The following is a 25,741-nucleotide window of genomic DNA, read 5'->3' as shown; positions in this document are numbered from 1 at the left end:
TCGGCACTCAGTGACACAACGCCAGCAGGTGCGGCCGATAAGAGCCACCCGGCTCCTCACTGATCGAACACCTGAAGCTCAGCCGCGTCGGGCCGGACAACCACCCCACCTCCTCGAACACCCGTACTTCGGCGGTCACCTGCTGCACCAGGTAGCCCCGGTTGCAGCGGCGCTCCTCCCGGGTCGCAGGTTCGCGCGCGATGGAAGCGAAGCACCACACGCGTCCACCCGCCTCGACACGGTGGATGCCCAGGCACAGAACCGTCAGCTCAAATTGCACGTCGCGTCTCCTTTCGCGAAACACCGGGGCAGCCAGTCCCCGCAGTAAGAAAGCCCTCCAGCCGTCGCTGCACCGCCCTGGCCGGGGGCCACGCGACCGCCCGAGTGGGACAGGGCACCTTCCTGGCACCCCATCCAACCCAGGAGCGCGCGGGATACCAGGAGCGGGCAACCACGCGACGGTTGGAGGGCGAAACCTCCGCAACCGACGTCATCACCCTTCCTCCCAACCGCCAGCACCAGAAGGCGGATTGACCGGGAGGAGGATCACAACGCCCGCCTGCGGAAACATCCCAAAGATAGAATACGTATCGTATTCGATGACACAACCCTGTAATACACAAGGTCACTGGCGAATGGCAATACGGCGCGTAATGTCGCCCTCCATGAAAAAATGGAACCTGCTGGCCAAAGCCAGGATGAAAGAACTGGGCGTCACCCAGGAGCAGTTGGCCGAACGGATCGGCGTGACCCAGGGCGCGGTCGCGCACTGGCTGAACGGTCGCCGCGAGCCCGGGCTGACGAGAATCAACCGGATACTCGCCTGCCTGCAGATGCCGACCCTCAGCATTGGGGGACAGCTCGTGCAATCGGCCCATGACCCCGATGGCAATGAAGAGGCGCGCGAGATCCCGGACGGAATCATCCCCATGACCATCAGGGAATCCGAAGGACCCCGCTACGAGTACGAAATCGAGCTGCCACTTCTGAAGGAAGCCACATCTCTGGAGGAAAACAGCACCTCCCTGGAGGAGCTGGACTACTCGGGTATCCGCTTCAGCCGACATGCACTTCAGGCGCGCCAGATCGACCCGGCCCTCGCCGCCTGCGTCATCGTCTGTGGCGACAGCATGGCGCCCCTGTTTCCGGACGGCGCCATCCTCGGCATCGACCGTGGCCGCCGCGAAGTCATCGACGGCAAGACCTACGCCCTGCTCGATGCCGGCATGCTCCGGGTGAAGATTCTCCACCGCCTGCCCGCCGGCCAGGTGCGCCTGCGCAGCTACCAGCGGGACGAGTACCCGGATGAAGAGCGGGCGCTGGCCGAGCTGGAGATCGTCGGCCAGGTCTTCTGGTCCTCGGTGCTCTGGTAGCGCCCCGCAACCGCCAGCCGATCCGGGCTGCTCGCGCCTGAGCGGCCCGTCCCACCAAATTCCAGGCAAAAAAAAGCCCGCAGTGTGAACGGGCTGGGAAAAGGGACTCGTTGAAGAGTCACGAGGATGGTGTCGGTTCTCTAGCTGCCCCGGTAGGTGGAGTAGCTGTAGGGGGAAATCAGCAGCGGGACGTGGTAGTGGTCCTGCTTCGCATCGATACCGAAGCGCAGCACCACCACATCGAGAAAGGCCTGGTCGGCCAGTTGCACGCCGCGCTTGCGGTAGTAGTCGCCGGCATGGAAATGCAGCTGGTAGACCCCGGTCGCATAGTCCTCGCCCTGCAGCAGGGGCGCATCGCAACGTCCATCGTCATTGGTGGCGGTGCGGGTGATCAGCTCCAGCCCGCTGTCTTCGACACGGTAGAGCTCGATGCGGATGTCATGGCCCGGGCAGCCGTGGGCTGCATCCAGTACGTGAGTAGTCAGTCGTCCCATTGCGTCTCCAGCCCCCGACGCCTGTCCGGCGCCCTGCAAGGGCCTTGCCTCCTCTGATGCGTTCCAATGATGCGGAGCGCCACCGGACGCCCCGTCACGGGGCAGCGCATGGCGCGAAACGAGTCCGAATATACCTCAGCAAAAATAAAACTGTATACAAAATAATGTGCAAGCTGATCGCTCGGCCGATGCGCAACTCGCCGACCGTGCCAGAACGCTGCAAACATCACCTGACAGGGGCTTGCCGATCAATAACTGACCGACTGGGCAGATTTCTTGCAAGCACCACGGGCAGCCCCTGAGCAAATAATCGATTTACAAGTGCGAGGCTTGTTTGTATACAATCACGCATCACGTTCACCTGCCCCTGTGAACGCACCAGAAGAAGGAACACAGCAGTGAGCTCCGACTACCCACGCGACCTGATCGGCTATGGCGCCAACCCACCCCACCCGCACTGGCCGGGTGAGGCCCGTATCGCCCTGTCCTTCGTCCTCAACTACGAGGAAGGCGGCGAGCGCAACATCCTCCATGGGGACAAGGAGTCGGAAGCCTTCCTCTCGGAGATGGTCGCCGCGCAGCCTCTGCAGGGCGCCCGTAACATGAGCATGGAATCCCTCTACGAGTACGGCAGCCGTGCAGGTGTCTGGCGCCTGCTGCGCCTCTTCGAACAGCAGGGCATCCCGCTCACCATCTTCGCCGTGGCCATGGCCGCCCAGCGCCATCCGGACGTGATCCGCGCCATGGTCGAGGCCGGTCACGAGATCTGCAGCCACGGTTACCGCTGGATCGACTACCAGTACATGAGCGAGGAGCAGGAACGCGAGCACCTGCTGGAGGCCATCCGCATCCTTACCGAGCTGACCGGCCAGCGTCCGCTGGGCTGGTACACCGGCCGCACCGGTCCCAACACCCGCCGCCTGGTGCGCGAAGAAGGCGGCTTCCTCTACGACTCGGACACCTACGACGACGACCTGCCCTACTGGGACCCGGCCAGCACGCCGGAGAAGCCCCATCTGGTCATCCCCTACACCCTGGACACCAACGACATGCGCTTCACCCAGGTGCAGGGCTTCAACAAGGGCGACGACTTCTTCGAATACCTCAAGGACGCCTTCGACGTGCTCTATGCCGAAGGCAGCGCCGGCGCGCCGAAGATGCTCTCCATCGGCATGCACTGCCGCCTGCTGGGTCGCCCGGCACGCCTGGCCTCGCTGGCACGCTTCATCGACTACGTGAAGCAGCACGACAAGGTCTGGTTCGCCCGCCGCGTCGACATCGCCCGCCACTGGCACACCCACCACCCGTTCAAAGGAAACGCCTGATGAGCCGCTTCCAGCACATCACCCCCTCGGGCCTGTCCCGGGACGCCTTCGTCAGCGCCTTCGCCGACATCTACGAACACTCACCCTGGGTGGCCGAACGCGCCTACGACCTGGGCGTGGATTCCAGCCTCGACGAGATCGAAACGCTGCACCAGCGCATGGCCGACATCCTCCTCAGCGCCAGCCATGACCAGCAACTGGCCTTGATCAATGCCCACCCGGACCTGGCCGGCAAGGCCGCCGTGCGCGGCGAGCTGACCGAAGCCAGCACCAACGAACAGGCCGGGGCCGGCATCCATGAGTGCACGCCCGACGAGTTCGCCCGCTTCACCGAACTGAACGATGCCTACAAGGCCAAGTTCGGCTTCCCGTTCATCATGGCGGTGAAGGGCAGCAACCGGCACCAGATCCTCGCGGCCTTCGAAGAGCGCATCCACAACAGCGCCGAGGCGGAGTTCCAGCGGGCCCTGGCGGAAATCAACAAGATCGCCCTGTTCCGCCTGCAAGTGATGTAGCCGACCACCCGACCTTGCGTAACCACAGAAGAACAACAATGCATCCACGCACCCTCCCCAGCCAGCACGCCGCCTCGTCGCGACTGCACCCCCCGACCCGCCCGGGTCTGGCGTGCAGCCCTGCGGCCTGCGCGGTTGCAGCGTGGGGCGGGTGCCGCAGCGACTCAGGGCACCATCCGGCCCTGAGCCACCTGCCACACCCTGGGCGCCACTCCGCCCCAGGCCCTGCCTCCCCCTCGCACGCCCACCGCCGGGCAGCCACGCGCTCCGCGCAGGTGCTGTCACGGCCACTGGGCAAGGGGCGCCTGCACCCGGGCACCCCACTCCTCCCGCGCCTACCGGCGCGGGCACCTGAAACGAATCAGTAGAGCAGCCATGCGAATCCTCAAGATCGAGCCCCTGACCAAGGAAGCCTTCGCCCCGTTCGGTGACGTGATCGAAACCGAAGGCAGCGATTACTTCATGATCAACAACGGCTCCACCCGCCGTTATCACAAGCTGGCCACGGTCGAGACCGCCCAGCCGGAGGACCGGGCGATCATCAGCATCTTCAGCGCCCAGGCCCTGGAAATGCCCCTGAGAATCCGCATGCTGGAGCGCCATCCGCTGGGCAGCCAGGCTTTCATCCCGCTGCTCGGCAACCCCTTTCTGGTCGTGGTCGCGCCACTTGGCGATGCACCTGTACCGGGCTTGGTCCGTGCCTTCCTCACCAATGGCAGGCAGGGCGTTAATTACCATCGCGGCGTCTGGCACCACCCGGTGCTGACGATCGAAAAGCGGGATGACTTCCTGGTGGTTGATCGCAGTGGTTCAGGCAACAACTGCGACGAGCATTACTTCACCGAGGACGAGCACCTGGTCCTCGACCCCCACCACTAATAAGAGAAGCCCGGTGTTCGGCGTGTCGATCCCGGGGAAGAGGTACGTACTGTGGAAGCACATCTGACCGAATGGCTGAACCTGAGCATTCGCTGGGTACACATGATCACCGGCATCGCCTGGATCGGCGCATCCTTCTATTTCGTCTGGCTGGAGAACAACCTGAACCGGAAGAACCCGCGCGACGGGCTCTCGGGTGACCTTTGGGCCATCCACGGCGGCGGGATCTACCACCTGGAGAAATACAAGTTGGCACCGCCGAAAATGCCGGACAACCTGCACTGGTTCAAATGGGAGGCCTACTTCACCTGGATGTCGGGCGTCGCCCTGCTGACGGTGGTCTTCTACCTCAACCCCACGCTCTACCTGATCGCACCCGGCGTCGACCTCTCGCCCGCAGCGGCCATCGGTATCGGCATCGGCTCGCTGGTCGCCGGCTGGTTCATCTACGACCTGCTCTGCGACTCGCCCCTGGGCAAGCAACCCGCCCTGCTCGGCCTGATCCTCTTCGTGCTGGTGATCGGCGCAGCCTGGGGCTTCACCCAGGTATTCAGCGGCCGTGGCGCCTACATCCACGTCGGCGCCCTGATCGGCACCATCATGGTCGGCAACGTGTTCCGCATCATCATGCCGGCACAGCGTGCACTGGTTAAGGCGATCGAAGAGAACCGCACCCCGGACCCGGCCCTGCCGGCCAAGGGCCTGCTGCGCTCGCGCCACAACAACTACTTCACCCTGCCGGTGCTGTTCATCATGATCAGCAACCATTTCCCGAGCACCTACGGCAGCCAGTACAACTGGCTGATCCTGGCCGGTATCGCGGTGATCGCCGTCCTCGTGCGCCACTACTTCAACACCCGCCACGAGAGCAACCGCTTTGCCTGGACCCTGCCGGCCGGCGCCCTCGGCATGATCTGCCTGGCCTTCGTCACCTCGCCGAACTACAAGGCAGCGACCCCGGCCCCGGTCGTCAGCGCGCCCCAGGCTCCGGCCAGCGCACCCGCGCAGGCTGCCGAACAGCCCGCCGGCCAGGCGCCCCAAGCCAGCGTCAGCAACGGCTCGCCGCAGTTCGACAAGGTGCACAGCGTGATCCAGGAACGCTGCACCGTCTGCCACTCCGCCAAGCCCACCAGCCCGCTGTTCACGGCGGCACCGGCTGGCGTGATGTTCGACACGCCCCAGCAGATCCAGGCCCTGGCGCCCAAGATCCAGGCCCAGGCCGTGGCCAGCCAGATCATGCCCCTGGGCAACATCACCCAGATGACCCCCGAGGAGCGGGAGCTGATCGGCTCCTGGATCGCCCAGGGGGCACGCACCGAGTGATCCCACGGCGGGCCGCATTCCCCCAAGCTCTGCGGCCCGCGATTCGCCTACCTCCGGGTAGGCTTTTTTATCGCGTCGCGGCGGGGCGGGCTCGTCTCCCTCCCCCGCCTTTATCCCTCCTGCCCGGCACGCCTGTGCCGGCTGCTGCATCGATACCCCGGCCCATCGACCTGAGGCGATGGGCCCGACGGCTCAACAAGAACAAAAGCGCCCGAGGTGTTGCATGACCCAACTGACAGCCCCCGCTGTGGCTCCGGCCGACCAGCGTCTACCCCTGATGCAACTGCTGCTGGTCGGCCTCCAGCATGTGTTGCTGATGTACGGCGGCGCCGTGGCCGTTCCCCTCATCGTCGGCCAGGCCGCCGGCCTCTCCCGGGAAGAGATCGCCTTCCTGATCAACGCCGACCTGCTGGTGGCGGGCATCGCCACCCTCGTGCAATCCATCGGCATCGGCCCGGTGGGCATCCGCATGCCGGTGATGATGGGCGCCAGCTTCGCCGCCGTGGGCAGCATGGTGGTGATGGCCGGCATGCCCGGCGTGGGGCTCCAGGGCATCTTCGGCGCCACCATCGCCGCCGGGCTGTTCGGCCTGGTCCTGGCGCCGTTCATGAGCCGCATCGTCCGCTTCTTCCCTCCGCTGGTCACCGGCACGGTCATCACCTCCATCGGGCTGAGCCTGTTCCCGGTGGCGGTGAACTGGGCCGGGGGCGGCAGCAAGGTCACCGAGTTCGGCGGCCTCCAGTACCTCGCCGTGGCTGCACTGGTGCTGGCCATCATCCTGGTGGTGAACCGCTTCCTGCGGGGCTTCTGGGTCAACGTCTCGGTGTTGATCGGCATGGGCATCGGCTATGTGCTGGCCGGTTGCCTGGGCATGGTCGACCTCAATGGCCTGGGACAGGCGCCCTGGCTGCAGGTGGTGACGCCGCTGCATTTCGGCATGCCCACCTTCGAGCTGGCACCGGTGCTGTCCATGTGCCTGGTGACGGTGATCATCTTCGTCGAGTCCACCGGCATGTTCCTCGCCCTGGGCAAGATCACCGGGCGCGAGATCTGCCCCAATGCCCTGCGCCGCGGCCTGCTCTGCGACGCGGGCGCCTCCTTCGTTGCCGGCTTCTTCAACACCTTCACCCATTCGTCCTTCGCCCAGAACATCGGCCTGGTGCAGATGACCGGCGTGCGCAGCCGCTACGTGACGGTGGCCGCCGGCCTGTTCCTGCTGGCCCTGAGCCTGGTGCCGAAGGCCGCCTTTCTGGTGGCCTCCATCCCGCCGGCCGTACTCGGCGGCGCGGGCATCGCCATGTTCGGCATGGTGGCTGCCACCGGCATCAAGATCCTCCATGAAGCCGACATCACCGACCGCCGCAACCAGTTGCTGGTGGCCGTCAGCATCGGCCTGGGCATGGCGCCGGTGGTCAGGCCGGACCTCTTCGCCCACCTGCCCCACTGGATGGAGCCGATCACCCACAGCGGCATCGCCATGACCACCCTCAGCGCCCTGCTGCTGAACATCCTGTTCAACGTGCTGGGCGAGAAAGACCGAGCCCACCATTGCCACGCGGCCCACTGAATCATCCATTGCTCCCACCCGGCAGCACCTATCCGGTGCCGCCGGGGCTGTCCGACCCGCCCATCCGGCGAGTCTTTTTTTGTTTGACGATGACTCCAGCCCGGCACTTCGCTGGACTGCGCCTAAGCCCGCTACAGCAGGTTTATCAAGGACTTAGGCGCGTCCATCATATGCCGGTGCTTTCCGAAACTTGACCCGGCTTCCGGTCGCGTGGCTCCCATGTGGCTCTTGGAAACCGGGGTTTCCGAGGAGTCATCATGGCAAAGATCAAGCTCACCAAGTCCGCCGTCGATGCGGCGAAGCCCCAGGCGCAGGCCGTCGAACTGCGGGACACCGTGGTACCCGGCTTCCTGTGCAAGATCACCCCGGCCGGCCGCAAGGTGTTCATGCTCCAGTACCGTACGAACGCCGGCGAGCGCCGCAAGCCGGCCTTGGGCCTGTATGGCGAACTGACCGTGGAACAGGCCCGCGTCATGGCGCAGGAGTGGCTGGCCGAGGTGCGCCGGGGCGGCGACCCCAGTGCGGCCAAGGCCGCCGCCCGCAAGGCGCCGACCATGAAGGAGTATTGCACCACCTTCATGGAGGACTACTCCAAGCAGCGCAACAAGCCCAGCACCCAGCGCGGCTATCAGGGTGTCATCGACCGCTGCATCATCCCGATCATGGGGCGGATGAAGGTGCAGGACGTGAAGCGCCCGGACGTGGCCGCGCTGATGAAGAAGCTGGCCCACAAGCCGGCCGAGGCGAACCGCACCTTCGGCGTGCTGCGCAAGATGTTCAACCTGGCCGAAGTGTGGGGACTGCGCCCCGACGGGACGAATCCGTGCCGCCATGTCCCGATGTTCCCGCCCGGCAAGGAAACCCGGCTCATCGTGGACGATGAGCTGGTGCGGATCTTCCGCCAGTTGGGGACGCTGGAGGCGGAAGGACTGGAGAACTATGTCATCCCGCTGGCGATCCGCCTGCAATTCGAGTTCGCCGCCCGCCGCTCCGAAATCTGCCCGCTCGAATGGGAGTGGATCGACCTGGAGAAGCGCCGCGTGGTCTGGCCCGACAGCAAGACCGGCGGCATTTCCAAGCCCATGAGCGAGGAAGCCTATCGGCTGCTGTCCACGGCGCCGCGCCGGGAAGGCTGCCCCTACGTCCTGCCGTCGCCCAACGACCCGAACCGGCATCTGACCCACGGCGAGTACTATGGCGGCTGGAAGCGCGTGCTCAAGGCCGCTGGCGTGCCGCACGTCGGCACGCACGGCATCCGCCACCGCTCGACCACCGACATCGCCAATTCGGGCGTGCCCACCAAGGTCGGCATGGCGCTGACGGGCCACAAGACCGTGGCAATGTTCATGCACTACGTCCACACCGAGGACAAGCCGGTGCGCGATGCGGCCGAACTGGTGGCCAGCCGGCGGCTGGCGATCACCGGGGCAACGCGCCCCGTGGAGGCGACGGCATGAGCAGGAAGACACCCTCAGCGGCGGGGGGAACCCCCGCCGCCTTGCCGGCTGGCTACGCCGGCATCCACAGCGGCATTGTGGAAGTGCTCGATGCGGCCCGCCGCGCGACGGCGCGCAGCGTCAATGCGCTGATGACGGCGAGCTATTGGGAAATCGGCCGCCGCATCGTGCAAGCCGAGCAGCAAGGCAAGCGCCGCGCGGGTTACGGCGAGCAGTTGATCGAGCGGCTGTCCGCCGACCTGACCGCGCAGTTCGGGCGCGGGTTCAGCCGCCCGAACTTGCAGCAGATGCGGTCGTTCTTCCTGACCTGGCCAATTCGCCAGACAGTGTCTAGCGAATCTTCCCCGGCGCCGGTGGCGCGTCCCTGGCGCCTCGATGAACTGGCCCAAGCCTTCACGCTGCCGTGGTCGGCCTACGTTCGGCTGCTGTCGGTCAAGGACGGCCATGCCCGCCAGTTCTACGAGGCCGAAGCCCTGCGCGGTGGATGGAGCGTGCGCCAGCTCGATCGCCAGATCAACAGCCAGTTCTACGAGCGCACGGCGCTGTCGAAGAACAAGGCGGCGATGCTGGTCAAGGGCGCCGTGCCGAAGCCCGAGGATGCCGTCACCCCTGACGACGCGATCAAAGACCCGTATGTGCTGGAGTTCCTCGACCTCAAGGACGAGTATTCGGAGTCCGACCTTGAGCAAGCCCTGATCCGGCGGCTGGAGGATTTCCTGCTCGAACTGGGCGATGGTTTCGCCTTCGTCGGGCGGCAACGTCGGTTGCGCATCGACCAGACCTGGTATCGGGTCGATCTGCTGTTCTTCCATCGTCGGTTGCGCTGCTTGGTCATCATCGACTTGAAGCTCGGTGCGCTGACCCATGCCGACGTAGGTCAGATGCACCTGTACTGCAATTATGCGAAGGAGCACTGGACGTTTGCCGACGAGAACCCGCCCGTGGGCCTGATCTTGTGTGCGGACAAGGGGCACGCCCTGGCGCGATATGCGCTGGAGGGCTTGCCGTCCAAGGTGATGGCAGCGAACTACCGGATGGTGCTGCCAGATGCCGAAGTGCTGCAAAAGGAACTGGAGAACACGCGGCGGCTGATCGAGTCGCGCGGAACGATCGTCCCCAAGAAACGCAAGCGATAACCGGGCGTCCCGGCGTTCCGCCGTCGGGTTCGCGGGCTGCGCCCCGCACTTCGTGCCGAATCGCGGCCATTCGACTTTGACCCCTGACGCCTTCCGGCCTTCACGGACTCGCATGTGCTACCTGCCCAAATAAGCAAAAGTAATGTACGATTGACGTACATCGTCAACTTCTCGCGCCGACGCTGACGAATCAGTGGGAGCGAGGGGCGATAGCATGTCCATTTCGAGGTCAATATGACTGCGGCAGTCCATCAACCGGGTGAAGTCCTCGCACAAAAGCTGGAAGCCGTTGGCGTGTCACCGACTGAATTGGCGCGCCAGCTTTGCGTTCCCGCCAATAGGATTACTCAGATCATCAATGGCAAGCGAGGGATCACTGGCGATTCAGCGTTGCGGCTTGCCCACTGGTTCGGGGACACCCCGCAATTCTGGATGAGCTTGCAAGTGCAGTCCGACTTGGATCTGGCGGAAGCTGTGTCTGGGCGAGCCATCAGAGCGCTCCCTACTGGTCCAGCCGTTCGCGACCATACGGCCCACAAGCAGCTAAAGACTGCGTAGGAAAGGACTTATGACAGGGGAGCACAAAACCTTTTCTCAAGGTGGTAAGCGTGTTTGTAAGGAGAGTAGCGCGTGACCGGTGCCTCTACAGACATCACGTTCCACTATCCACCGGAGCTGTTCAATCTCTTGGTGGATGTTGTCCCATTGCTCAACCGATCGAAACAGGATGTGCTTGTCTTCTTTCGTGGCGCAGGTGTGTCTGACACCATGACTGCGGACATGGCCGCTCACTTGAGGAGTACCCCTAAGGACGTCAATAAGTACCAAATGGTGCGCACTGTGCTTGAGCGCCTCAACGCGAAGGGGGAAGCCGCTCTTCGCGAGCGGCGTGAAGTGCTGCGGCGCGTTGTGGATTTTGCGAGCTTTGATTCGTGCTGGCCCGATGACCAGCTCAAGGCCAAGGGCCTTGTCGCCAGCATCCGCGAAGTCGTCAACCAAAAAGATGCTTTCACGCGCATGAACAATGCCCGTGAGGAGGAGCGGCAAGCGCGCCTGGCAGAGACACAGCGGATCGCAACGGAGAAGCGCGAGCGCACCTCCAGGATCGATAGCGCCAAGCAGGCTTTGTATGCACTGTTTGGTACTTCGGCGACGGCACAGGAACGCGGCAAGATGTTGGAGACAGCCCTCAACAATCTCTTCCAGGCCTACGGCGTTCTCATTCACAAAGCCTTCCACTTGGTCGGTGATGCCAGGGAGGGGATCGTTGAGCAGATCGACGGAGTGATTGAGCTTGGCGGGATGCTGTACTTCGTCGAGATGAAGTGGTACCGCAATCCAGTCGGCAAACCAGAAATTTCAGAGCATCTCGTACGCCTCATGTCGCGCGCCGAAGTTCGAGGCATCTTCATCTCCGCCAGCGATTACACGGAACCCGCAGTCCACACGGTGCGCGAGTTCCTACAGCACAAGGTCTTGGTTCTTTCGACGCTCCAAGAAATCGTGCGTTTGCTTGAGCAACAGGACGACCTCGCAGAGTTCTTCACGAAGAAGGTCCAGGCGGCGCAGATACACAAGAACCCGTACTTCCGTCCTCATGACGGTCAAGGACAAGGTGCGTCATGACGGCGAGTTGGAAGGACATCAACAAACCGTCGAGCCCCACGACCGCAGTTACCGCGGCGCAGGTGGCGAACGGTCCCGTCATTCCGCCACAGCAAAGACTGTTGACCTACTCGCCAGACGAGTGGGAAGGCTTCGTTGAAGAGTGGGCCTACTATTGTCTCCCGGCGAAGTACAAGCATGTCCAGCGCTTCTCGGGCGCTGGTGACATGGGGATAGACATTGCCGGATTTTCAGACGACAGGCGCCTCAAGGGTGTATGGGATAACTACCAGTGCAAGCACTACGATCATGCCCTCAGGCCCGGCGATGTCTGGGTTGAGTTCGGCAAGGTCATCTGGTACTCGTACAGCGGTGAGTACGTCACACCCCGTCATTACTACTTTGTTTCCCCCCGAGGTGCGGGCACATCGCTCAGCCGCTTGTTGGCGAACGCTGCGAAGCTGCGCGAAGAGTTGATTGCCAACTGGGACAAGAACGTAAAGGACGAGATCACCAGCACACAAGTGGTGCCGCTCGATCCAGCACTCCGCGCCTATGTGGATTCCTTCGACTTCTCGATCTTCGACGCCAAAACCGCGCTTCAGCTTGTTGACGACCACCGCAGCACGCCGGTTCACGCCGCGCGCTTCGGCGGGGGACTCCGAACACGGCCTGCTTCTGAAAAGCCTCCCCAAGAAGTCGCTGCCACCGAAAGTCGCTACGTGACACAGTTGCTCGGGGCATACGGCGAGCACACGGGGGTGGTCGTGACTGATCCCTCGGCGCTGTCCGTGCCGAAGCTCAAGGACCATTTTCGCCGTCAGCGCGAAGCGTTCTATGAGGCAGAGTCACTGCGCGTCTTTGCGCGCGATAGTGTGCCGCCTGGCACCTTTGAATCCTTGCTCGATGACATCCACGGCGGCGTTATCGATACACATGACGCGAACCATGCCGATGGCTACGAAAAGGCCTGTGCCGTCACCAAGGCGGCCCGCGACATGCAAATCACGGCGAACGCCCTCATCACCTGCACGAACCCCAAAGATAGAGATGGAATCTGCCATCAACTCGTGAATGAGGATCGCCTACGGTGGACACGATCATGAGCCTGGAGTCCAAGCCGATCACGTTCAATGGCCCACTGGAGGCTGGTATCCGCGCGGTGTCGATTCTGGGCGCGGCGTATCCGCAAACCTACGACCTGCAGAGGCTCGTCGCCCTTGACTACCTTCTTGTCCATACAGGCGATATCAATGGTCCTGACAACTTGCATCCGCCGACGCCGACGCCCTCGGCTGAACTGCTTGTGCGCCGAAAACTGATCGAGCAATCGCTTCTTTTGATGATGACCCGCGACCTCGTGGAGCGTGAAGTCACGGCTGACGGCATCAAGTACGGCGCGGGCGAGAACGCCGTGACCTTTCTATCGTCCGTATCCTCCAACTACTTGGTGGCTCTCAAGGAGCGCGCCACTTGGCTTGTCGAAACCCTCGGCGATCTCACGGACGAACAGTTCAAGGGTGTCATGCGTCGCTTCTTTGACAAGTGGGTTGAGGAATTTCAGCAGGTCGAGCGGAGCCTGGGAGGCGAAGTATGACGGCAGAGATTCCCGGTTTCCGCTTGCGCTTCCTTGGCTTTTTTGGCCCGCAGAAGCAACCATCAACCGTCACCTTCGGTCCCGGCCTGAACGTCATCTACGGCGCTTCGAACACTGGGAAGTCATTTATTGTCGAAGCCATCGACTTCATGCTTGGTGGTAAACCGCCCTTGCGCGATATCCCAGAACGCGTTGGCTACGACCTTATTCTTCTGGGTATTGAGACGCTTGACGGTAAGTCTTTCACGCTCTGGCGCAGCATGGACGGTGGCGGGTTTCGACTTTACGAAGACCTGCATGAGACACCGCCAGCGATTGACATTTCCTACAAGCAGCTTGACGAGAAGCACAGCGAGAGGAACGACGCGAACCTATCTTCTTTCTTGCTTGGCCTGTGCGGTCTTGGGGGCAAGCGTGTCCGCAGGAATTCGCGGAACGAGACCAATAGCCTGAGCTTTCGCAACATTGCGCGTCTGATGATCGTCAACGAGACGGAGATCACGCAGCAAAGCTCTCCTCTCTTTGACGGCAATCCCACAGCCAACACTCCGAACCTCGCAACGTTCAAGTTGCTTTTGACCGGAACGGACGACTCAGCACTGGTCGCCAGCAATAAGAGCGAACCAGAAGCGTTGTCGCGTGAAGCGCAACTGCAGCTTCTTGATCAGCTTCTTGACGACTACCGTGACCGACTCAAGGAGTTGACCAAGAGCCCGAAGGAACTGGAAGAGCAACTGGAGAAGATCGACACTTCGCTCCGCCAGCAGGCGGCCCAAGTGAACACCACCGAAGCCGACTTTCAAGAGGCCGCCGGGAAGCGACGCGAACTGCGCAAGAGACTTGAGGAAAGCCGCGAGCGACGCGCTGAAGTCGGAGCGATGCTTGCGCGGTTCAGCCTGCTCGACAAGCACTACGCATCCGATATCGAACGGCTACGCGCTATCGAGGAAGGCGGAACGTTGTTCAACGTCCTGGGCTCCGGGCATTGTCCTCTCTGCGGGGCGGCTCCCGCCCATCACAGCACCGATGCTGAATGCAACGGGGACATTGATTCGGTGGTTCAGGCGGCGCGAAAGGAGATTGCCAAGATCGAGGTCTTGCGTGCTGAACTCGCGGCAACTGTCCGAAGCCTTGAGCGTGAGGGTACCAATTTTGACCGTAGGATGCCCTCCGTTGTACGGGAACTGGAGTCAATCTCCGAGGCGGTCGAAGAACTGATTGCGCCCAGGCTATCGACCCTTCGGAAATCCTATTCTGACTTCGCCGACAAGCGCGCCGAAGTGCGCGAGGCGTTGGCGCTCTACGCCACCGTGCAAGACATGGAACGCCGCCGCGCCGATCTTGAGAAGGGTGCCGATGACGACAAAACCGGGGCGCTTGCCAACGCAGACATCCCCACTACCGTCACGCACAGCTTTGCCAAGACTGTTGAAGGCATCCTGACAGGTTGGCATTTCCCAGAATCAGGAGATGTGTACTTCGATTCCAAAACTCGCGACCTTGTCATTGCCGGAAAGTCGCGCAGTGCGTTTGGCAAGGGTCTTCGCGCCATCACACACGCGGCTTTCACCCTCGGGCTGCTAGCTTTCTGCCGAGCGCGGCAGACGCCGCACACCGGATTCGTTGTTCTCGATTCTCCCTTGCTTGCGTATCGAGAACCAGATGGAACGGAAGATGACTTGACTGGCACCGACCTTCAGGAACAGTTCTACGCTTACCTTGAAGTAGTACCCGTTGACACACAAGTCATCGTGGTCGAGAACACCGATCCGCCTGATGCAATCAGGAAACGCGAGCAGTCGCTGATGTTCGGAAAGAACCCTCATCACGGACGATACGGGTTGTTCCCTTATCTGGCGAACACTGACTCAGCTTAAGGCCCGCCCTTTTGACCTGCTCGCTAAGAAGTGAAACTCAACAGATGCGGATCACCGATTAGGCACCCTGAATGCTTTTGATCCCAGCTTTGGTCAGAAGCTGATAAAGAGTCGCAATCTTTGTTCGCGCGCCGCGCTGCGCGCAGTATGTGAAAACGACACGCTGTTTTGCACGCGTGAACGCGACAAAGAATCCAGCAGTAGCCTCGATCTGATCGTTGGAGAAACTCCACCATGCGCCATCATCTAATCCGACAAATATGACGCTGTGGTATTCGAGTCCCTTGCTTTTATGGATCGTCATCAGAGGGGTCGCGTGAGTGCCTTCGTAGGTGTCAAGGGCTGAAGACCACTCGATGTCACCGATCGACGACGTCAATAGATGCTCTGCTGCTGAGTCCAGCACTTTTTCGAGCCAGCCGCCCTGTCCGTAAGCTGGATGAACAGCGATCACTCTCTCACGACCGACAAACCTCAGGATGTCGTCCACGATCGACCGTGACACCGCCTTCGATTTCGGAGGGTTGGGATGGGCGGCGCTGAGTTTGAATACGTATGCGTCCAATTCTTGTGCCAGCCTGGCCTGCGAAACCTCATCGTCCGGAGCGACTCCCCTTAGGGTGATGAGCGTCTCCTGGCACACCGTCCAATGCCGGCCCGCCGGCGCAGTCATGGCGAGACGCAGAACTGCTACGATCAGTTCGGATGCCGCCTCCACCAGCAAATCCTGAAGCAGGATGGTCCCGGCCATTTCAGCTTCGTTGCGTAGAGGAATCCCGGCATCTACAAAGGCCGGTTCGAGAACCGACGCGTATTCGTTAGCCTTCTGCCGGACTAGCAAGACAAAATCGCGCGGGCCGAGTGAGTGGGTCCTCATCTCGGTCGAGACAAAAGCGGCCAAGCGCTTCGCCTCGATCTCTGGCGTCGAAAAATCCCAAATGGCGCAACTATCACCATCAACTGTACCGACGGTCTTCGACACCGGCGCCACGGCTCGGGCGTCCAAAGCCTGCGCCAAGACGTGCTGGATACGCACTAACTCTGGCGACGATCGATAATTGTTGTAGAGCGACGTTCGCGTCGCGCCAAAGTCCTCCTCAAAGGCGGTGAAAGGATCGTCCATCGCCATTGCCCAGCGCATAATCTGTTGTTTGTTATCTCCAACGGCCGTAATCACGGTGTCGGTGCCGAGGAAGATGGTGCGTACCAAGTCATATTGGATCTGTGTCGTGTCCTGGAACTCGTCCATGAACAGATGCGAGTACGTCAGTCGAAGCGCATCCCGCGCCATCGGATTAACTCGCAACAGAAGTTCGGCGAGTCGTCCAATCATGGGAAATGACAAGACGCTCTTTCTGCCTTCATGAAGCGACGTTTGCCAGAAACGATCCGCAGCCCACTGGGAAGGTGTCGGATTACGCCAACCGCCCACTGGGAGCGGCGATCCCACCAGATAGCGGCGCTCGAAGATTTTTACCGAAATCGCTTGGAGGTCGGCATAGGTGCCGACTGAGGCTGGAGGGACTCCGACCTGTTGATACAGGAAGTCACGGTAGTCCCGATCACCGGGCAACATGATGTCGTAGTCGGGCCGAGGCCGCCAGCGCTCGGGCAGCGCCTGACCGAAGCGGTCGACCAACCCTTTCGCAAAAGCATCGAAGGTCATCGAGTCGAAGCGTTGGGCATGGCTGCGATGACAGCGCTGGCGAACGCGTGCAGCGAGGTTTGTTGCAGCGTCGCGCTTGAAACTGATCGCGAGGATGCGCCTTGGTGCGGGTGAAGCACTTGTTTGAAGAAGATAAGCGGCGCGTTGCGCGAGCAGTTCTGTCTTGCCCGCGCCGGGACCAGCAATGACGGACCGATGATCTGTCGCACAGACGACCTTGAGCGCATTGGCTTCAAGTGCAGCCACACCCACTGGCTTCCAATCCTCCGGGCGCACCCGTCGCGACAGCACGGCCATGCTAGTCCCTCCGCAAAGACTTAGCGGTATGTTTGAGAATCTCTGCCAGCACTGCTGGCATTCCTTCTTTCAAGTCCTTTTTCTTGACGTGTGTTAGGGCGGCTAGGTGCGTTGCTGGCTTGCTGTTGGTGAGAAAGTGATAGCGGTAGGCGGGAAGAAGTTCGGGGTAGCCTTTGAACGGCCCACTGTAGGGTTTGAGCCCTGGCCCAGCGGTCCCTAGCACCACTTCCGCCGCTTTATCGACAGCCATTCTCGGGCCGCCCCCATTGGGAATGATGGCGTGGTACGCATCGGGGAACGCTTTCAGCATCGCTAGATCAAGATCCAATGGCGCTGAGAAATAGACGCCATAAGGTTTTAGGCTATCGACCCACGCCTTGAGATTCTTCTGATCTTCTGCATCTTCCCATGTGTGCATCTTTGCAAAATCCGCATCGGACAGAATGCCCTTATCGATCTTTAAAAGCTTTTCCTTGGGCACATTGACGTCGATAAGCTTTTCGATCGCAGTCTTTACCCGGCCAAAACCACCACCTTCGCGCCCCAGGTCAAGATCCAGGAGGGTCGCATGCGGGATGCCAAGGTGGGCCAACAAGCGCCAAAAATGCTGCACATGCCGTCCACCCAAGGGGACAATAGCAACGAAGGCAGGGTCGATCAAAAGATCGAGCGCTTCAGCCAAGGGAGGCAGAACGATCCGCTCCGAATCGCCTTCCACGAGAAGGACGAACCGGGCGAAGTAGAGTTCGGGATAGGCGAGCATGGCGCCACGGACAAACTTCGCAGCCTCGCCAGTCCCTGCCGGAATCTTGATCTTTTTGACTGATGAGACACGTGTTTTCGGATCGCAGCGGCAGTAGCGGACCTCACGCGGATTGACGCGGCTCAGCACCGCGGGTGAATGGCTGGTGACGATGGCTTGTGCGCTCCCTGCATCAGTCAGCGAGCGAACCTGGCGAATGATGCGGGCGAGGAAGTAAGGCGAGAGATGATTTTCCGGCTCTTCCAGACCGAACAGCGTGAGCGCGGGGATACGTAGGGTGTCGTCACGAAATCCTTCAACTGTGCCGTCCACTACCTTACGTTCCAGGTCGAAAACGGCCGCAGCCAGAGCGAAATAGAAAAGCGATTGCTGTCCGTCGCTCAAAGCGTCGAGGCCGCGTTCCTGACCGTCCGGACCCTGCTCGAATATGACGGCAATCTTGTTGACGATCTCCTCGAACCGACGACTGACTAGGCTGAGTCTGGGTTTCGTATCGACCACGTCGTCGTGAAGACCCGACCAACGCGCTTGAAGGGCTTTACCGATTGCGGCAATCGCCGATTCGCCCTCGAACGCGGTGGCGAGGTTTTCAGCGGTTTCCTGAACGGCTTCCTCGGTTTCGGATGACCATTCGATCGCGCGGAGCAGGCGAGCGGCGAGTGCGCCGGCCGTTGCCCGAACCTGAGCTGCCGCGTCTCGGCTGGCGGGTGTGTAGTAGAACTGGATCAGGCCTCGATCCGACGCAGAGACTGGATGGCATTGGTTTTCAACCGGATCATCGTCGAGTGTGTCCACCCAGAAAAGGTCCTGCGCAACTTCGCCCTCCACCGTCCCGTCGTCTTCCCATCGAGCTTCGAGACGCAAGCGACAGACTGGCGATTCCCCCTCCCGTTCGATCTGCATGTGTCGAAACGAGGGGGCGATCGTCTCCGGCGTTGCGGTGCCGTCGGCCAGTTCGGGTAACCCGATCAGCACGTCAATGAAAAGATCCTTGGCTTCTCGGTCGTCGGGGTCGTCCTCCGCCCCCAGGTGGAAATCCGAACGCATCACGGTGCGCTGCTCGCGCGACACGCCGAACATTTTGGACAGTGCGTGTAGGAGTGCCGTCTTGCCCGCCGCATTCGGACCGACGACAGCCGTTATCTCCGACGAGATTGGCACTGTTGTCGGGTCAGGGCCAAAACACCGGAAGCTCGACAGCGTTATAGATTCGATACGCACTAGCTAGTCCCCCGCACTCAGTAATGTGTTTATTCGATACGAGTGCTTCTATCGTAACGCAGCAGTTACGGTAAAGACTTGTCGAAAGGCTTCTGAGGCTGTTTCAGCCGCACGTAGCTTGGTTCGCCGCGATGCCGTCAAACTAGGTAGCCTCGGCTCGATTAATCAGAAAGCGGGCCGTAGGTCACTAGGTTGCTGTAGCTGGTTCATTCCTTTTCTTGAGGTCTGGTGGGCGTCCCCGGCCAAGGGGGCATGGCCGGTCGCGCTGTCGTGCTTCGCATCGAGCCGCCTACGGCGTCTCGCCCCGTTCGGGCTTCCATCGTTCCCTCGCTCCGCTCGGCTGACGCCTTCGGCCCGGCTTCCAGCTTCGGGCCTGCGCGCTTCGCTTGCGTGCGGTCGGCACTCAAGGACGGCCGTTGCCTTGTCCAGCCGTCAGCGACATGGCGGGCTTCCCCGAGGTGTTCGTGAACATGACGCCCATCGTGGTCATGTTCCTGGCCTGGGCGGTGGTGATCCTGTGCTTCTTCGTGCTGGCGATCCAGCTCTTCATCACCTTGATCGAGTTCAAGCTGACCACGCTCGCGGGCTTCGTGCTGGTGCCGTTCGCGCTTTGGAACAAGACCAGCTTCCTCGCCGAAAAGGTGCTGGGAAACGTGGTGTCCTCGGGCATCAAGGTGCTGGTGCTGGCGGTCATCGTCGGCATCGGCTCGGGCCTGTTTGCTGAGTTCCAGGTGCATCCGGCCGAGCCGTCCATCGACCATGCGGTGGTCATCATGCTGGCCTCGCTCACGCTGCTGGCGTTGGGGATCTTCGGCCCTGGCATCGCCACCGGGCTGGTCTCCGGCGCACCGCAGTTGGGTGCCGGGGCAATGGCTGGTGCTGCGATTGGTGCCGCAGGCGCGGCGGTTGCCGTAGGTGCCGCAGCCACCGGCGTGGGCGGAGCCGTGATGGCCGGAGCGCGCATGGCACCGGCTGCCGCCAAGCTCGCCGGGTCTGGTGCGCGGGCTGCGACCTCGGCGGCTGGCAGCGCGAAGTCGACTTTCCAGGCCGGTTCTGCCGCTGCGGGCGGCGGAGCCAAGGGCGCGATGGCTGGACTGGGCAGTGTCGCCAAGGGCGGCGCACAGGCCGCTGGCCAGCGCGCTGGTGCCGGCATCAAAGCGGCGGCAGCCAAGGCGGCCGCGCCATTCAAAGCAGGCTGGCAAGGCTCCGGCACCGATGGTGGTTCAGGCGGTGGAGCTGCCGGTTCCGGGCAAGCCGCTGCTGGCGATGCCAACGCACAGACGCAGGAACAACCCGGCTGGGCCAAGCGCCTGCAACGCCGCCAACAACTCACCCAGGCCACCACCACCGCCGCGCACACGCTGCGCGGTGGCGACGGCGGCGGTTCGGGCCAAGGCCCGAGCCTGCGGGATTCCGATAGCTGACTTTCAAGGAGAACTACATGCGATTCAAACGACCGCAGGTGCGCTATGCCGATACGCCGCAGCCTGCCACTCCGTATCAAGCCGCCGCCCAGGTCTGGGACGAGCGCATCGGCTCGTCCCGCGTGCAGGCCAAGAACTGGCGGTTGATGGCCTTCGGCTGCCTGGTGCTCGCGCTGCTGATGGCCGGCGGCCTGGTGTGGCGATCGGCCCAGTCCATCGTCACGCCCTACGTCATCGAGGTCGATCAGTCCGGCCAGGTGCGCACCGTGGGCGAAGCGGCCACGCCGTACCGGCCCACCGATGCGCAGACGGCGCACCACATCGCGCGCTTCGTGACGCTGGTGCGCTCGCTGTCCATCGACCCCATCGTCGTGCGCCAGAACTGGCTCGATGCCTACGACTACACCACCGATCGGGGCGCGGCGGTGCTCAACGACTATGCGCGGGTGAATGACCCGTTCGCCCGCATCGGCAAGGAGTCAGTGACGGTGCAGATCACCAGTGTGGTTCGCGCCAGCGATGCGTCGTTCAACGTGCGCTGGACGGAACGCCGTTACGTCAATGGTGCGGCTGCCGGGCTGGAGCGATGGACGGCGGTGGTGTCCATCGTGCAGCAGACCCCGCGCACCGAAGAACGCCTGCGCCGCAACCCGCTGGGCATCTACGTCAATGGCCTGTCGTGGAGCCGTGAACTGGATTCTTCTGAAGGAGCCAAACCATGAATGCACGTTTCCGTAAAAACGCATTGCCAGTGATCCTGCTGGCATCGACTGTCCTGTATGCGGGCTGCGCCACGCAGGGCAAACCGCCGCCAGTGATCTCGCTCGATGAGCTGGTGCAGGCCCAGCCATTGCCCGAGCCGCCCAAGCCCATCGAAATCGTGGCGGTGCCCGAGCCGTTGGCATTGCCCGCGCAGTTGAAGTCGCTGCCGGACGTTGATTCGGCCCCGGTGGCACCGGAGCCTGCCGACGAGAAGATGCGCGTATCCCTCGCCAATGCCGAAGCGCGGATCGCGCCGACCCGCGAGGGCTACGTCAATGCGATCCAGGTCTGGCCTTTTACCGATGGTGCGCTGTACCAGGTCTATGCGTCCGTGGGCCGCGTGACGGTGATCGCGCTCCAGCCCGGCGAGGAACTGGTGACGGTCGCTGCGGGCGACACGGCGCGCTGGATCGTGGGCGACACCTCTAGCGGCAGCGGGGCCGATCTGCGGGTCAATGTGCTGGTCAAACCAATCCGTTCCAGCTTGAAGACCAATCTGGTCATCACCACCAGTCGCAGGACGTACCTGCTGGAACTGACTTCGACCGACAAGGCATGGATGGCTTCGGTGTCCTGGAACTACCCGAAAGACCGGATGCTGGCCTTGCAGCGCCAGGCACAGGCTGCCAACGCTGCCGCGCCGGTCGATGCGGGCCTGTCGCTGGAGAACATCCGCTTTCGCTATGCAATCAGCGGCAGCAATCCACCCTGGAAGCCGCTGCGTGCCTTCGATGATGGCGAGAAGGTTTATATCCAGTTCCCGGCAGGCATCGCCCAGGGCGAGCTGCCGCCGCTGTTTGTCATCGGTGCGCAGGGCGATGGGCAACTGGTGAATTACCGCTTCCGCTCGCCGTACTACATCGTGGATCGGCTGTTCGGCGCGGCCGAACTGCGCCTGGAGGCCGACAAGGGCGATGTGGTGCGCATCGAGCGCACGGATGGCATCGCCGGGGGGAACTGAGCATGAGCCAGGACGATACCCCCGACCTTGCCACGCCTCAGGTGGACAAGGTAGCACCCGAGGCGGTGGCGCTGCGCGCTCAGCCGAGCCCGGTCACGCGACTGAACCGGCGCACGCTGGCCATCCTCGCCAGCGGCCTGTCGGTTGGCGTGATGGGCGCGCTGATCTGGTCACTGCAACCGCAGCAACGCGGTGCAGGCGAATCCACGGAACTGTACAACGTGGATCGCGTCTCGCGCTCGGAAGGGCTGGATGCGCTGCCGACGGACTATTCCATGCTGCCAGCGCTGCCGCCTGACGTGCCGGAGCTGGGGCCTCCTTTGCCCGGCGACCTGGGGCCAGCCATCGTCAATTCGCAGCAGCCGGTCGCCGCCACCTATGTCGCGCCCGGCTACGACCCCAACGATGCGCTACGCAAGGAAGAAGAAGCAGCGGCAGCTTCATCGGTGTTCTTCCGCACGGGTTCCCCGCAAGCAGCGCCCGTGGCGCAGTCGCAGGTCGCTGCCGCACCAGGCTTCGCCGCCAATGCCGCTTTCGATCCACTGGCCGCTGGCCCGGCCTCGACGGCGGCCCAGCCTGCTGATCCGACTGCCGTGCAAAACCGGCAAGACCAGAAAGAGGCGTTCCTGACAGACGGCTCTACGGAAACCCGGAATTCCGGCAACCTGCAAATGCCCACCTCGCCGTATCAGGTGATGGCCGGAACGGTCATTGCCGGGGCACTGGTTACGGGCATCCAGTCCGACCTGCCGGGCGACGTGATCGCCACGGTGACGGAGCCGATCTATGACACGGCCACTGGCAAGTTCCTACTGATCCCGCAGGGTTCGCGCATCCTGGGCAAGTACAACAGCCAGGTCAGCTACGGGCAGAGCCGCGTGCAGGTGGTGTGGAACCGTATCATCCTGCCGGACACGTCTTCGCTTACGCTCGACAACCTGATCGGCACCGACCCGGCGGGCTATGCCGGTCTGGAAGACGACGTTGACTGGCATTGGGATCGGATCTTTGCTGGTGCCGTGCTGACCACACTGCTGGGCGTCGGTGCCGAACTGGCCGCACCCGAGAACCGCCAGGACGGTGATCGCGTCATCATCGCCGGGCGCGACAGCCTGCAGGACACCGTGAACCAAGTCGGCCAGGAAGTGACCCGGCGCAACCTCAACATCCAACCCACGCTGACCAGCCGCCCCGGCTTGCCGGTGCGCATCATCGTCAACCGCGATCTGGTGCTGCGGCCCTACCAGCCGCTGTTCTTCAACAAGGGGACTTCGCGATGAGCACGACCAGGAAACTGCGGCTGGGGCCGCTGCCCAAGACCGAGAGCGTCAAACTGACCTTAGCCTGCCCGGCCAGCTTGAAAGCCGACCTCGACCGCTACGCCGCGCTGCATGCGCAAGCCTATGGCGAGGCGGTCGATGCTGTGACGCTGATCCCGCACATGCTGGAGGCGTTCATGGCGGGGGATCGGGGGTTCAGGAAAAAACTGATCGCCTCAATCAATCAGCACGTTCTTGAGCTTTGAGCACATCGTCCAGTGCTGCTTCCTCATTGTCCTCATCGTCTTCGTAACCATAGATATCACCAAGCGAGGGGAGTTCGTCTGCATCGTCCTCGACTTCATCCTCGTCAAGGTCTTCATCAGCAGCGCCCGTCGTTTCTAGTGCTTGCGCTGGAGCAGAAGCAGAGGCCGTTTCCAAAATGGTTGCGACTGCGGCGTTGGCCAGTGCATCCGCCGTGCTACGTTCGGCTGGAATGTCCAACTTGGAGTTCACAGCAGCAGTGTTGATTCGATGCCATGCCTCAACCTCCCCAGAGGTCGCAGGTACGTTGTGGCGGGCGAGGTTTTTCTGCGTAAGCGCATTGGCAACTTCAGGCGAGTAATCCTCGCGCAGCTGGTCGTACGCAGTGAATTGGCGGAGGATGTTGGCGGTTCCAGTCGGGTCGGACATATTTTTCTCCTAGGCAAAAGCAAGAACAATGTGTGAATAGCGGCGACGGTTACTGCAAAACGTCGAAGGTTTGCCGGTGCTCGATCAAGCCTTGTGCTTGGAGGCCCTGAGCGATAAGACGAACTTCGGCAAGCTCTTGCTTGAGACTGTGGATTTCTGCCCGGAATCTCATCTCCTTCAGCCAAAGGCTGATGGTCGGTTCAGACACGTTGAGAACCTTCGCAATGTTCACTTGCTTGGCATTGAATTCATTCCACAGCACATACGCCAGCATCTTGGCTTTTTCACGCAGGTCCATTTTTAAACCTTTTAAAGATTTCGAAGAAAGAAGCGTATCGGAAACGTGTGATCTCGGCAATGGGAGGTTGTGACTCTCTATGCTGTCGGCGAACAATATTTTGGATCGGGGTCGATCGAGTGAGCTACGATGGCCTGCAAGCCTTGGCAATCTCCATCGCTACCACACGCCTCGGCTTGCTTTCTCTAGGCTCCCATGTGGCTCCCAGCCCACAACGTCGCCGCTTCGCAAAGCGGCCCGAAGTAGAGCTAACCCCGCGCCTCATTTAGACTTTCGGCCATCAGGCTACCTCCACTAAACACTTGACGCCGGCCATTTTTTGTCGGCTCGCTCCGCAGCGATCACCTCACGCACGCACGTTCGGGCCCACACGACCACTCGCCATTTTTGTACACAAAACCATCGATTCCTGTTACCAAAAGCAGGTGTCACTGCTATAGTTCGAAACCTGACCCCGCGTTCAACTTATCGAACCGCATCCCGGTCGCACCCACCCGATAGACGCCCAGACCGACAACAACAACAGGCAGGCCTCTCGATCATGCAGACGACACTCTTCTCGCTCCACGCCCGCGCTCCAGCGCCCAGGCTCCACCCGGACGGAAACAGCCCGTCCGGCGTCCTCCCCGACTCGGCCTGACCGGGTCAAGCACCTTCCCCCTCCTAGCCACCTCGTGCCCCACGAGGTGCAGCGACGCGTGCGGGGATTTCCAACCGAAGCCCTGAAAAACAAGGAAAACACGATGCGCACCAAGCTCCTGCCTGCCAGCCTGGCACTCGCGACCGGCCTGCTGGCCTGCAACCAGGCCCTGGCCGACGGCCCCCTGCTGTGGCAGAACAACAGCGTCACCTACCTCTACGGGCAAGACTTCAAGGTCAACCCCGAGATCCAGCAGACCTTCACCTTCGAGCACGCCAGCGGCTGGACCTGGGGCGACCTGTTCCTCTTCGTCGACCAGATCAACTACAACGGCAAGGCCGACGCCAACGCCGGCAACAACACCTACTACGGCGAGATTTCCCCGCGCCTGTCCTTCGGCAAGCTGTTCGACCAGAAGATCGCCTTCGGCCCCGTGACCGACGTGCTGCTGGCCGCCACCTACGAGCGTGGCGAGAACCGCAACCAGAACTACCTGCTCGGCCCGGGCTTCGACCTGGCCCTGCCCGGCTTCGACTACTTCCAGCTGAACTTCTACTACCGCAAACCCGACGGCATCACCAAGAACCCGTCCGGCCAGTGGCAGGTCAC

General features: G+C 62.1%; 24 protein-coding genes and 1 pseudogene. 19 read left to right on the top strand and 6 right to left on the bottom strand.

The features are described from left to right. Nucleotides 1–7: 7 nt before the first annotated feature. The gene (locus BM198_RS30130; protein WP_044404328.1) at nucleotides 8–280 is read right to left on the bottom strand and encodes a hypothetical protein; all 273 of its coding nucleotides are present in this window, start codon (nucleotides 278–280) and stop codon (nucleotides 8–10) included. 385 nt (nucleotides 281–665) lie between these two features. Between BM198_RS30130 and BM198_RS08725 the strand changes: the two genes are divergently transcribed. Beyond that, nucleotides 666–1,373, top strand: a complete 708-nt coding sequence (locus BM198_RS08725; RefSeq protein ID WP_208610356.1) for a LexA family transcriptional regulator — start codon at nucleotides 666–668, stop codon at nucleotides 1,371–1,373. Between the two features lie 140 nt (nucleotides 1,374–1,513). Here BM198_RS08725 and uraH read toward each other — a convergent pair whose 3' ends face one another. After that, nucleotides 1,514–1,867: a hydroxyisourate hydrolase gene (gene uraH / locus BM198_RS08720; RefSeq protein WP_074969303.1), complete on the bottom strand. Its 354-nt coding sequence runs from the start codon at nucleotides 1,865–1,867 to the stop codon at nucleotides 1,514–1,516. Between the two features lie 398 nt (nucleotides 1,868–2,265). On the opposite strand from uraH, the gene puuE reads away from it, so the two are divergent. The 12 genes from puuE (at nucleotide 2,266) to BM198_RS08655 (ending at nucleotide 15,148) form a co-directional block, all read left to right on the top strand. Further along, entirely contained in the window at nucleotides 2,266–3,192 is a 927-nt protein-coding gene (puuE, locus tag BM198_RS08715) for an allantoinase PuuE (protein ID WP_044404319.1), read from the top strand. Further along, on the top strand, nucleotides 3,192–3,707 hold the full coding sequence (uraD, locus tag BM198_RS08710; RefSeq protein ID WP_074969301.1) for a 2-oxo-4-hydroxy-4-carboxy-5-ureidoimidazoline decarboxylase: 516 nt from the start codon (nucleotides 3,192–3,194) through the stop codon (nucleotides 3,705–3,707). The genes puuE and uraD overlap by 1 nt, the downstream gene beginning before the upstream one ends. 375 nt (nucleotides 3,708–4,082) lie before the next feature. Beyond that, on the top strand, nucleotides 4,083–4,586 hold the full coding sequence (locus tag BM198_RS08705; protein ID WP_044404313.1) for an ureidoglycolate lyase: 504 nt from the start codon (nucleotides 4,083–4,085) through the stop codon (nucleotides 4,584–4,586). A gap of 51 nt (nucleotides 4,587–4,637) precedes the next feature. Then, nucleotides 4,638–5,909, top strand: coding sequence for a urate hydroxylase PuuD (locus BM198_RS08700; protein WP_074969299.1), 1,272 nt, complete (start codon nucleotides 4,638–4,640; stop codon nucleotides 5,907–5,909). Nucleotides 5,910–6,132: 223 nt separating this feature from the next. After that, on the top strand, nucleotides 6,133–7,476 hold the full coding sequence (locus tag BM198_RS08695; protein ID WP_074969297.1) for a nucleobase:cation symporter-2 family protein: 1,344 nt from the start codon (nucleotides 6,133–6,135) through the stop codon (nucleotides 7,474–7,476). 257 nt (nucleotides 7,477–7,733) lie between these two features. After that, on the top strand, nucleotides 7,734–8,933 hold the full coding sequence (locus BM198_RS08685) for a tyrosine-type recombinase/integrase (RefSeq protein ID WP_074969293.1): 1,200 nt from the start codon (nucleotides 7,734–7,736) through the stop codon (nucleotides 8,931–8,933). Beyond that, nucleotides 8,930–10,069 (top strand): PDDEXK nuclease domain-containing protein, encoded by a 1,140-nt coding sequence (locus BM198_RS08680; RefSeq protein ID WP_074969291.1) that lies wholly within the window; start codon nucleotides 8,930–8,932, stop codon nucleotides 10,067–10,069. Before BM198_RS08685 ends, BM198_RS08680 begins: the two co-directional genes overlap by 4 nt. A gap of 234 nt (nucleotides 10,070–10,303) precedes the next feature. Continuing rightward, nucleotides 10,304–10,627 carry a HigA family addiction module antitoxin gene (locus BM198_RS30760; protein ID WP_074969288.1) on the top strand — a complete coding sequence of 108 codons (324 nt, stop codon included), beginning with the start codon at nucleotides 10,304–10,306 and terminating at the stop codon, nucleotides 10,625–10,627. Nucleotides 10,628–10,699: 72 nt separating this feature from the next. Then, entirely contained in the window at nucleotides 10,700–11,695 is a 996-nt protein-coding gene (locus BM198_RS08670) for a restriction endonuclease (protein WP_074969286.1), read from the top strand. Then, nucleotides 11,692–12,780, top strand: a complete 1,089-nt coding sequence (locus BM198_RS08665; RefSeq protein WP_074969284.1) for an ABC-three component system protein — start codon at nucleotides 11,692–11,694, stop codon at nucleotides 12,778–12,780. Before BM198_RS08670 ends, BM198_RS08665 begins: the two co-directional genes overlap by 4 nt. Then, nucleotides 12,777–13,271, top strand: coding sequence for an ABC-three component system middle component 2 (locus BM198_RS08660; RefSeq protein WP_074969620.1), 495 nt, complete (start codon nucleotides 12,777–12,779; stop codon nucleotides 13,269–13,271). Before BM198_RS08665 ends, BM198_RS08660 begins: the two co-directional genes overlap by 4 nt. Further along, a complete protein-coding gene (locus BM198_RS08655; RefSeq protein WP_074969282.1) occupies nucleotides 13,268–15,148 on the top strand; it encodes an ATP-binding protein in 1,881 nt (626 codons plus the stop codon). The genes BM198_RS08660 and BM198_RS08655 overlap by 4 nt, the downstream gene beginning before the upstream one ends. 58 nt (nucleotides 15,149–15,206) lie before the next feature. Here the strand turns inward: BM198_RS08655 and BM198_RS08650 are convergent, their stop codons facing one another. Next, nucleotides 15,207–17,111: a UvrD-helicase domain-containing protein gene (locus BM198_RS08650; RefSeq protein ID WP_074969280.1), complete on the bottom strand. Its 1,905-nt coding sequence runs from the start codon at nucleotides 17,109–17,111 to the stop codon at nucleotides 15,207–15,209. Nucleotide 17,112: 1 nt separating this feature from the next. Continuing rightward, a complete protein-coding gene (locus BM198_RS08645) occupies nucleotides 17,113–19,095 on the bottom strand; it encodes an ATP-dependent nuclease (RefSeq protein WP_074969278.1) in 1,983 nt (660 codons plus the stop codon). Between the two features lie 431 nt (nucleotides 19,096–19,526). On the opposite strand from BM198_RS08645, the pseudogene BM198_RS08640 reads away from it, so the two are divergent. The 5 genes and pseudogenes from BM198_RS08640 to BM198_RS08620 form a co-directional block, all read left to right on the top strand. Next, nucleotides 19,527–20,519 (top strand): annotated as a pseudogene (locus BM198_RS08640) (type IV secretion system protein); the annotation flags it as partial. Between the two features lie 17 nt (nucleotides 20,520–20,536). Further along, nucleotides 20,537–21,241 carry a conjugal transfer protein TrbF gene (gene trbF, locus BM198_RS08635; protein WP_074969276.1) on the top strand — a complete coding sequence of 235 codons (705 nt, stop codon included), beginning with the start codon at nucleotides 20,537–20,539 and terminating at the stop codon, nucleotides 21,239–21,241. Further along, nucleotides 21,238–22,242 carry a P-type conjugative transfer protein TrbG gene (gene trbG / locus BM198_RS08630; RefSeq protein ID WP_074969274.1) on the top strand — a complete coding sequence of 335 codons (1,005 nt, stop codon included), beginning with the start codon at nucleotides 21,238–21,240 and terminating at the stop codon, nucleotides 22,240–22,242. Before trbF ends, trbG begins: the two co-directional genes overlap by 4 nt. A 2-nt stretch (nucleotides 22,243–22,244) precedes the next feature. Next, nucleotides 22,245–23,522 (top strand): TraB/TrbI/VirB10 family type IV secretion system protein, encoded by a 1,278-nt coding sequence (locus BM198_RS08625; RefSeq protein WP_074969272.1) that lies wholly within the window; start codon nucleotides 22,245–22,247, stop codon nucleotides 23,520–23,522. Beyond that, complete coding sequence (locus BM198_RS08620) at nucleotides 23,519–23,767, top strand: DUF2274 domain-containing protein (protein ID WP_074969269.1); 249 nt, start codon at nucleotides 23,519–23,521, stop codon at nucleotides 23,765–23,767. The genes BM198_RS08625 and BM198_RS08620 overlap by 4 nt, the downstream gene beginning before the upstream one ends. Here BM198_RS08620 and BM198_RS29560 read toward each other — a convergent pair. Both BM198_RS29560 and BM198_RS08615 read right to left on the bottom strand, forming a co-directional pair. Beyond that, nucleotides 23,742–24,194, bottom strand: a complete 453-nt coding sequence (locus BM198_RS29560) for a hypothetical protein (protein WP_139233590.1) — start codon at nucleotides 24,192–24,194, stop codon at nucleotides 23,742–23,744. The two genes, BM198_RS08620 and BM198_RS29560, sit on opposite strands and share 26 nt — an antisense overlap. Before the next feature lie 49 nt (nucleotides 24,195–24,243). Beyond that, nucleotides 24,244–24,492, bottom strand: coding sequence for a hypothetical protein (locus BM198_RS08615; RefSeq protein ID WP_074969267.1), 249 nt, complete (start codon nucleotides 24,490–24,492; stop codon nucleotides 24,244–24,246). Nucleotides 24,493–25,235: 743 nt separating this feature from the next. Here BM198_RS08615 and BM198_RS08610 point away from each other — a divergent pair. After that, nucleotides 25,236–25,741: outer membrane protein OmpK (locus tag BM198_RS08610; protein ID WP_279626024.1), on the top strand; the 506-nt coding region annotated here is incomplete at its 3' end.

Source organism: Metapseudomonas otitidis (assembly GCF_900111835.1).
In the GTDB taxonomy this organism is placed as follows: Bacteria; Pseudomonadota; Gammaproteobacteria; order Pseudomonadales; family Pseudomonadaceae; genus Metapseudomonas; species Metapseudomonas otitidis.
The sequence above is the reverse complement of the archived record's forward strand: the minus strand, read 5'-3'. Positions and strand labels throughout refer to the sequence as shown.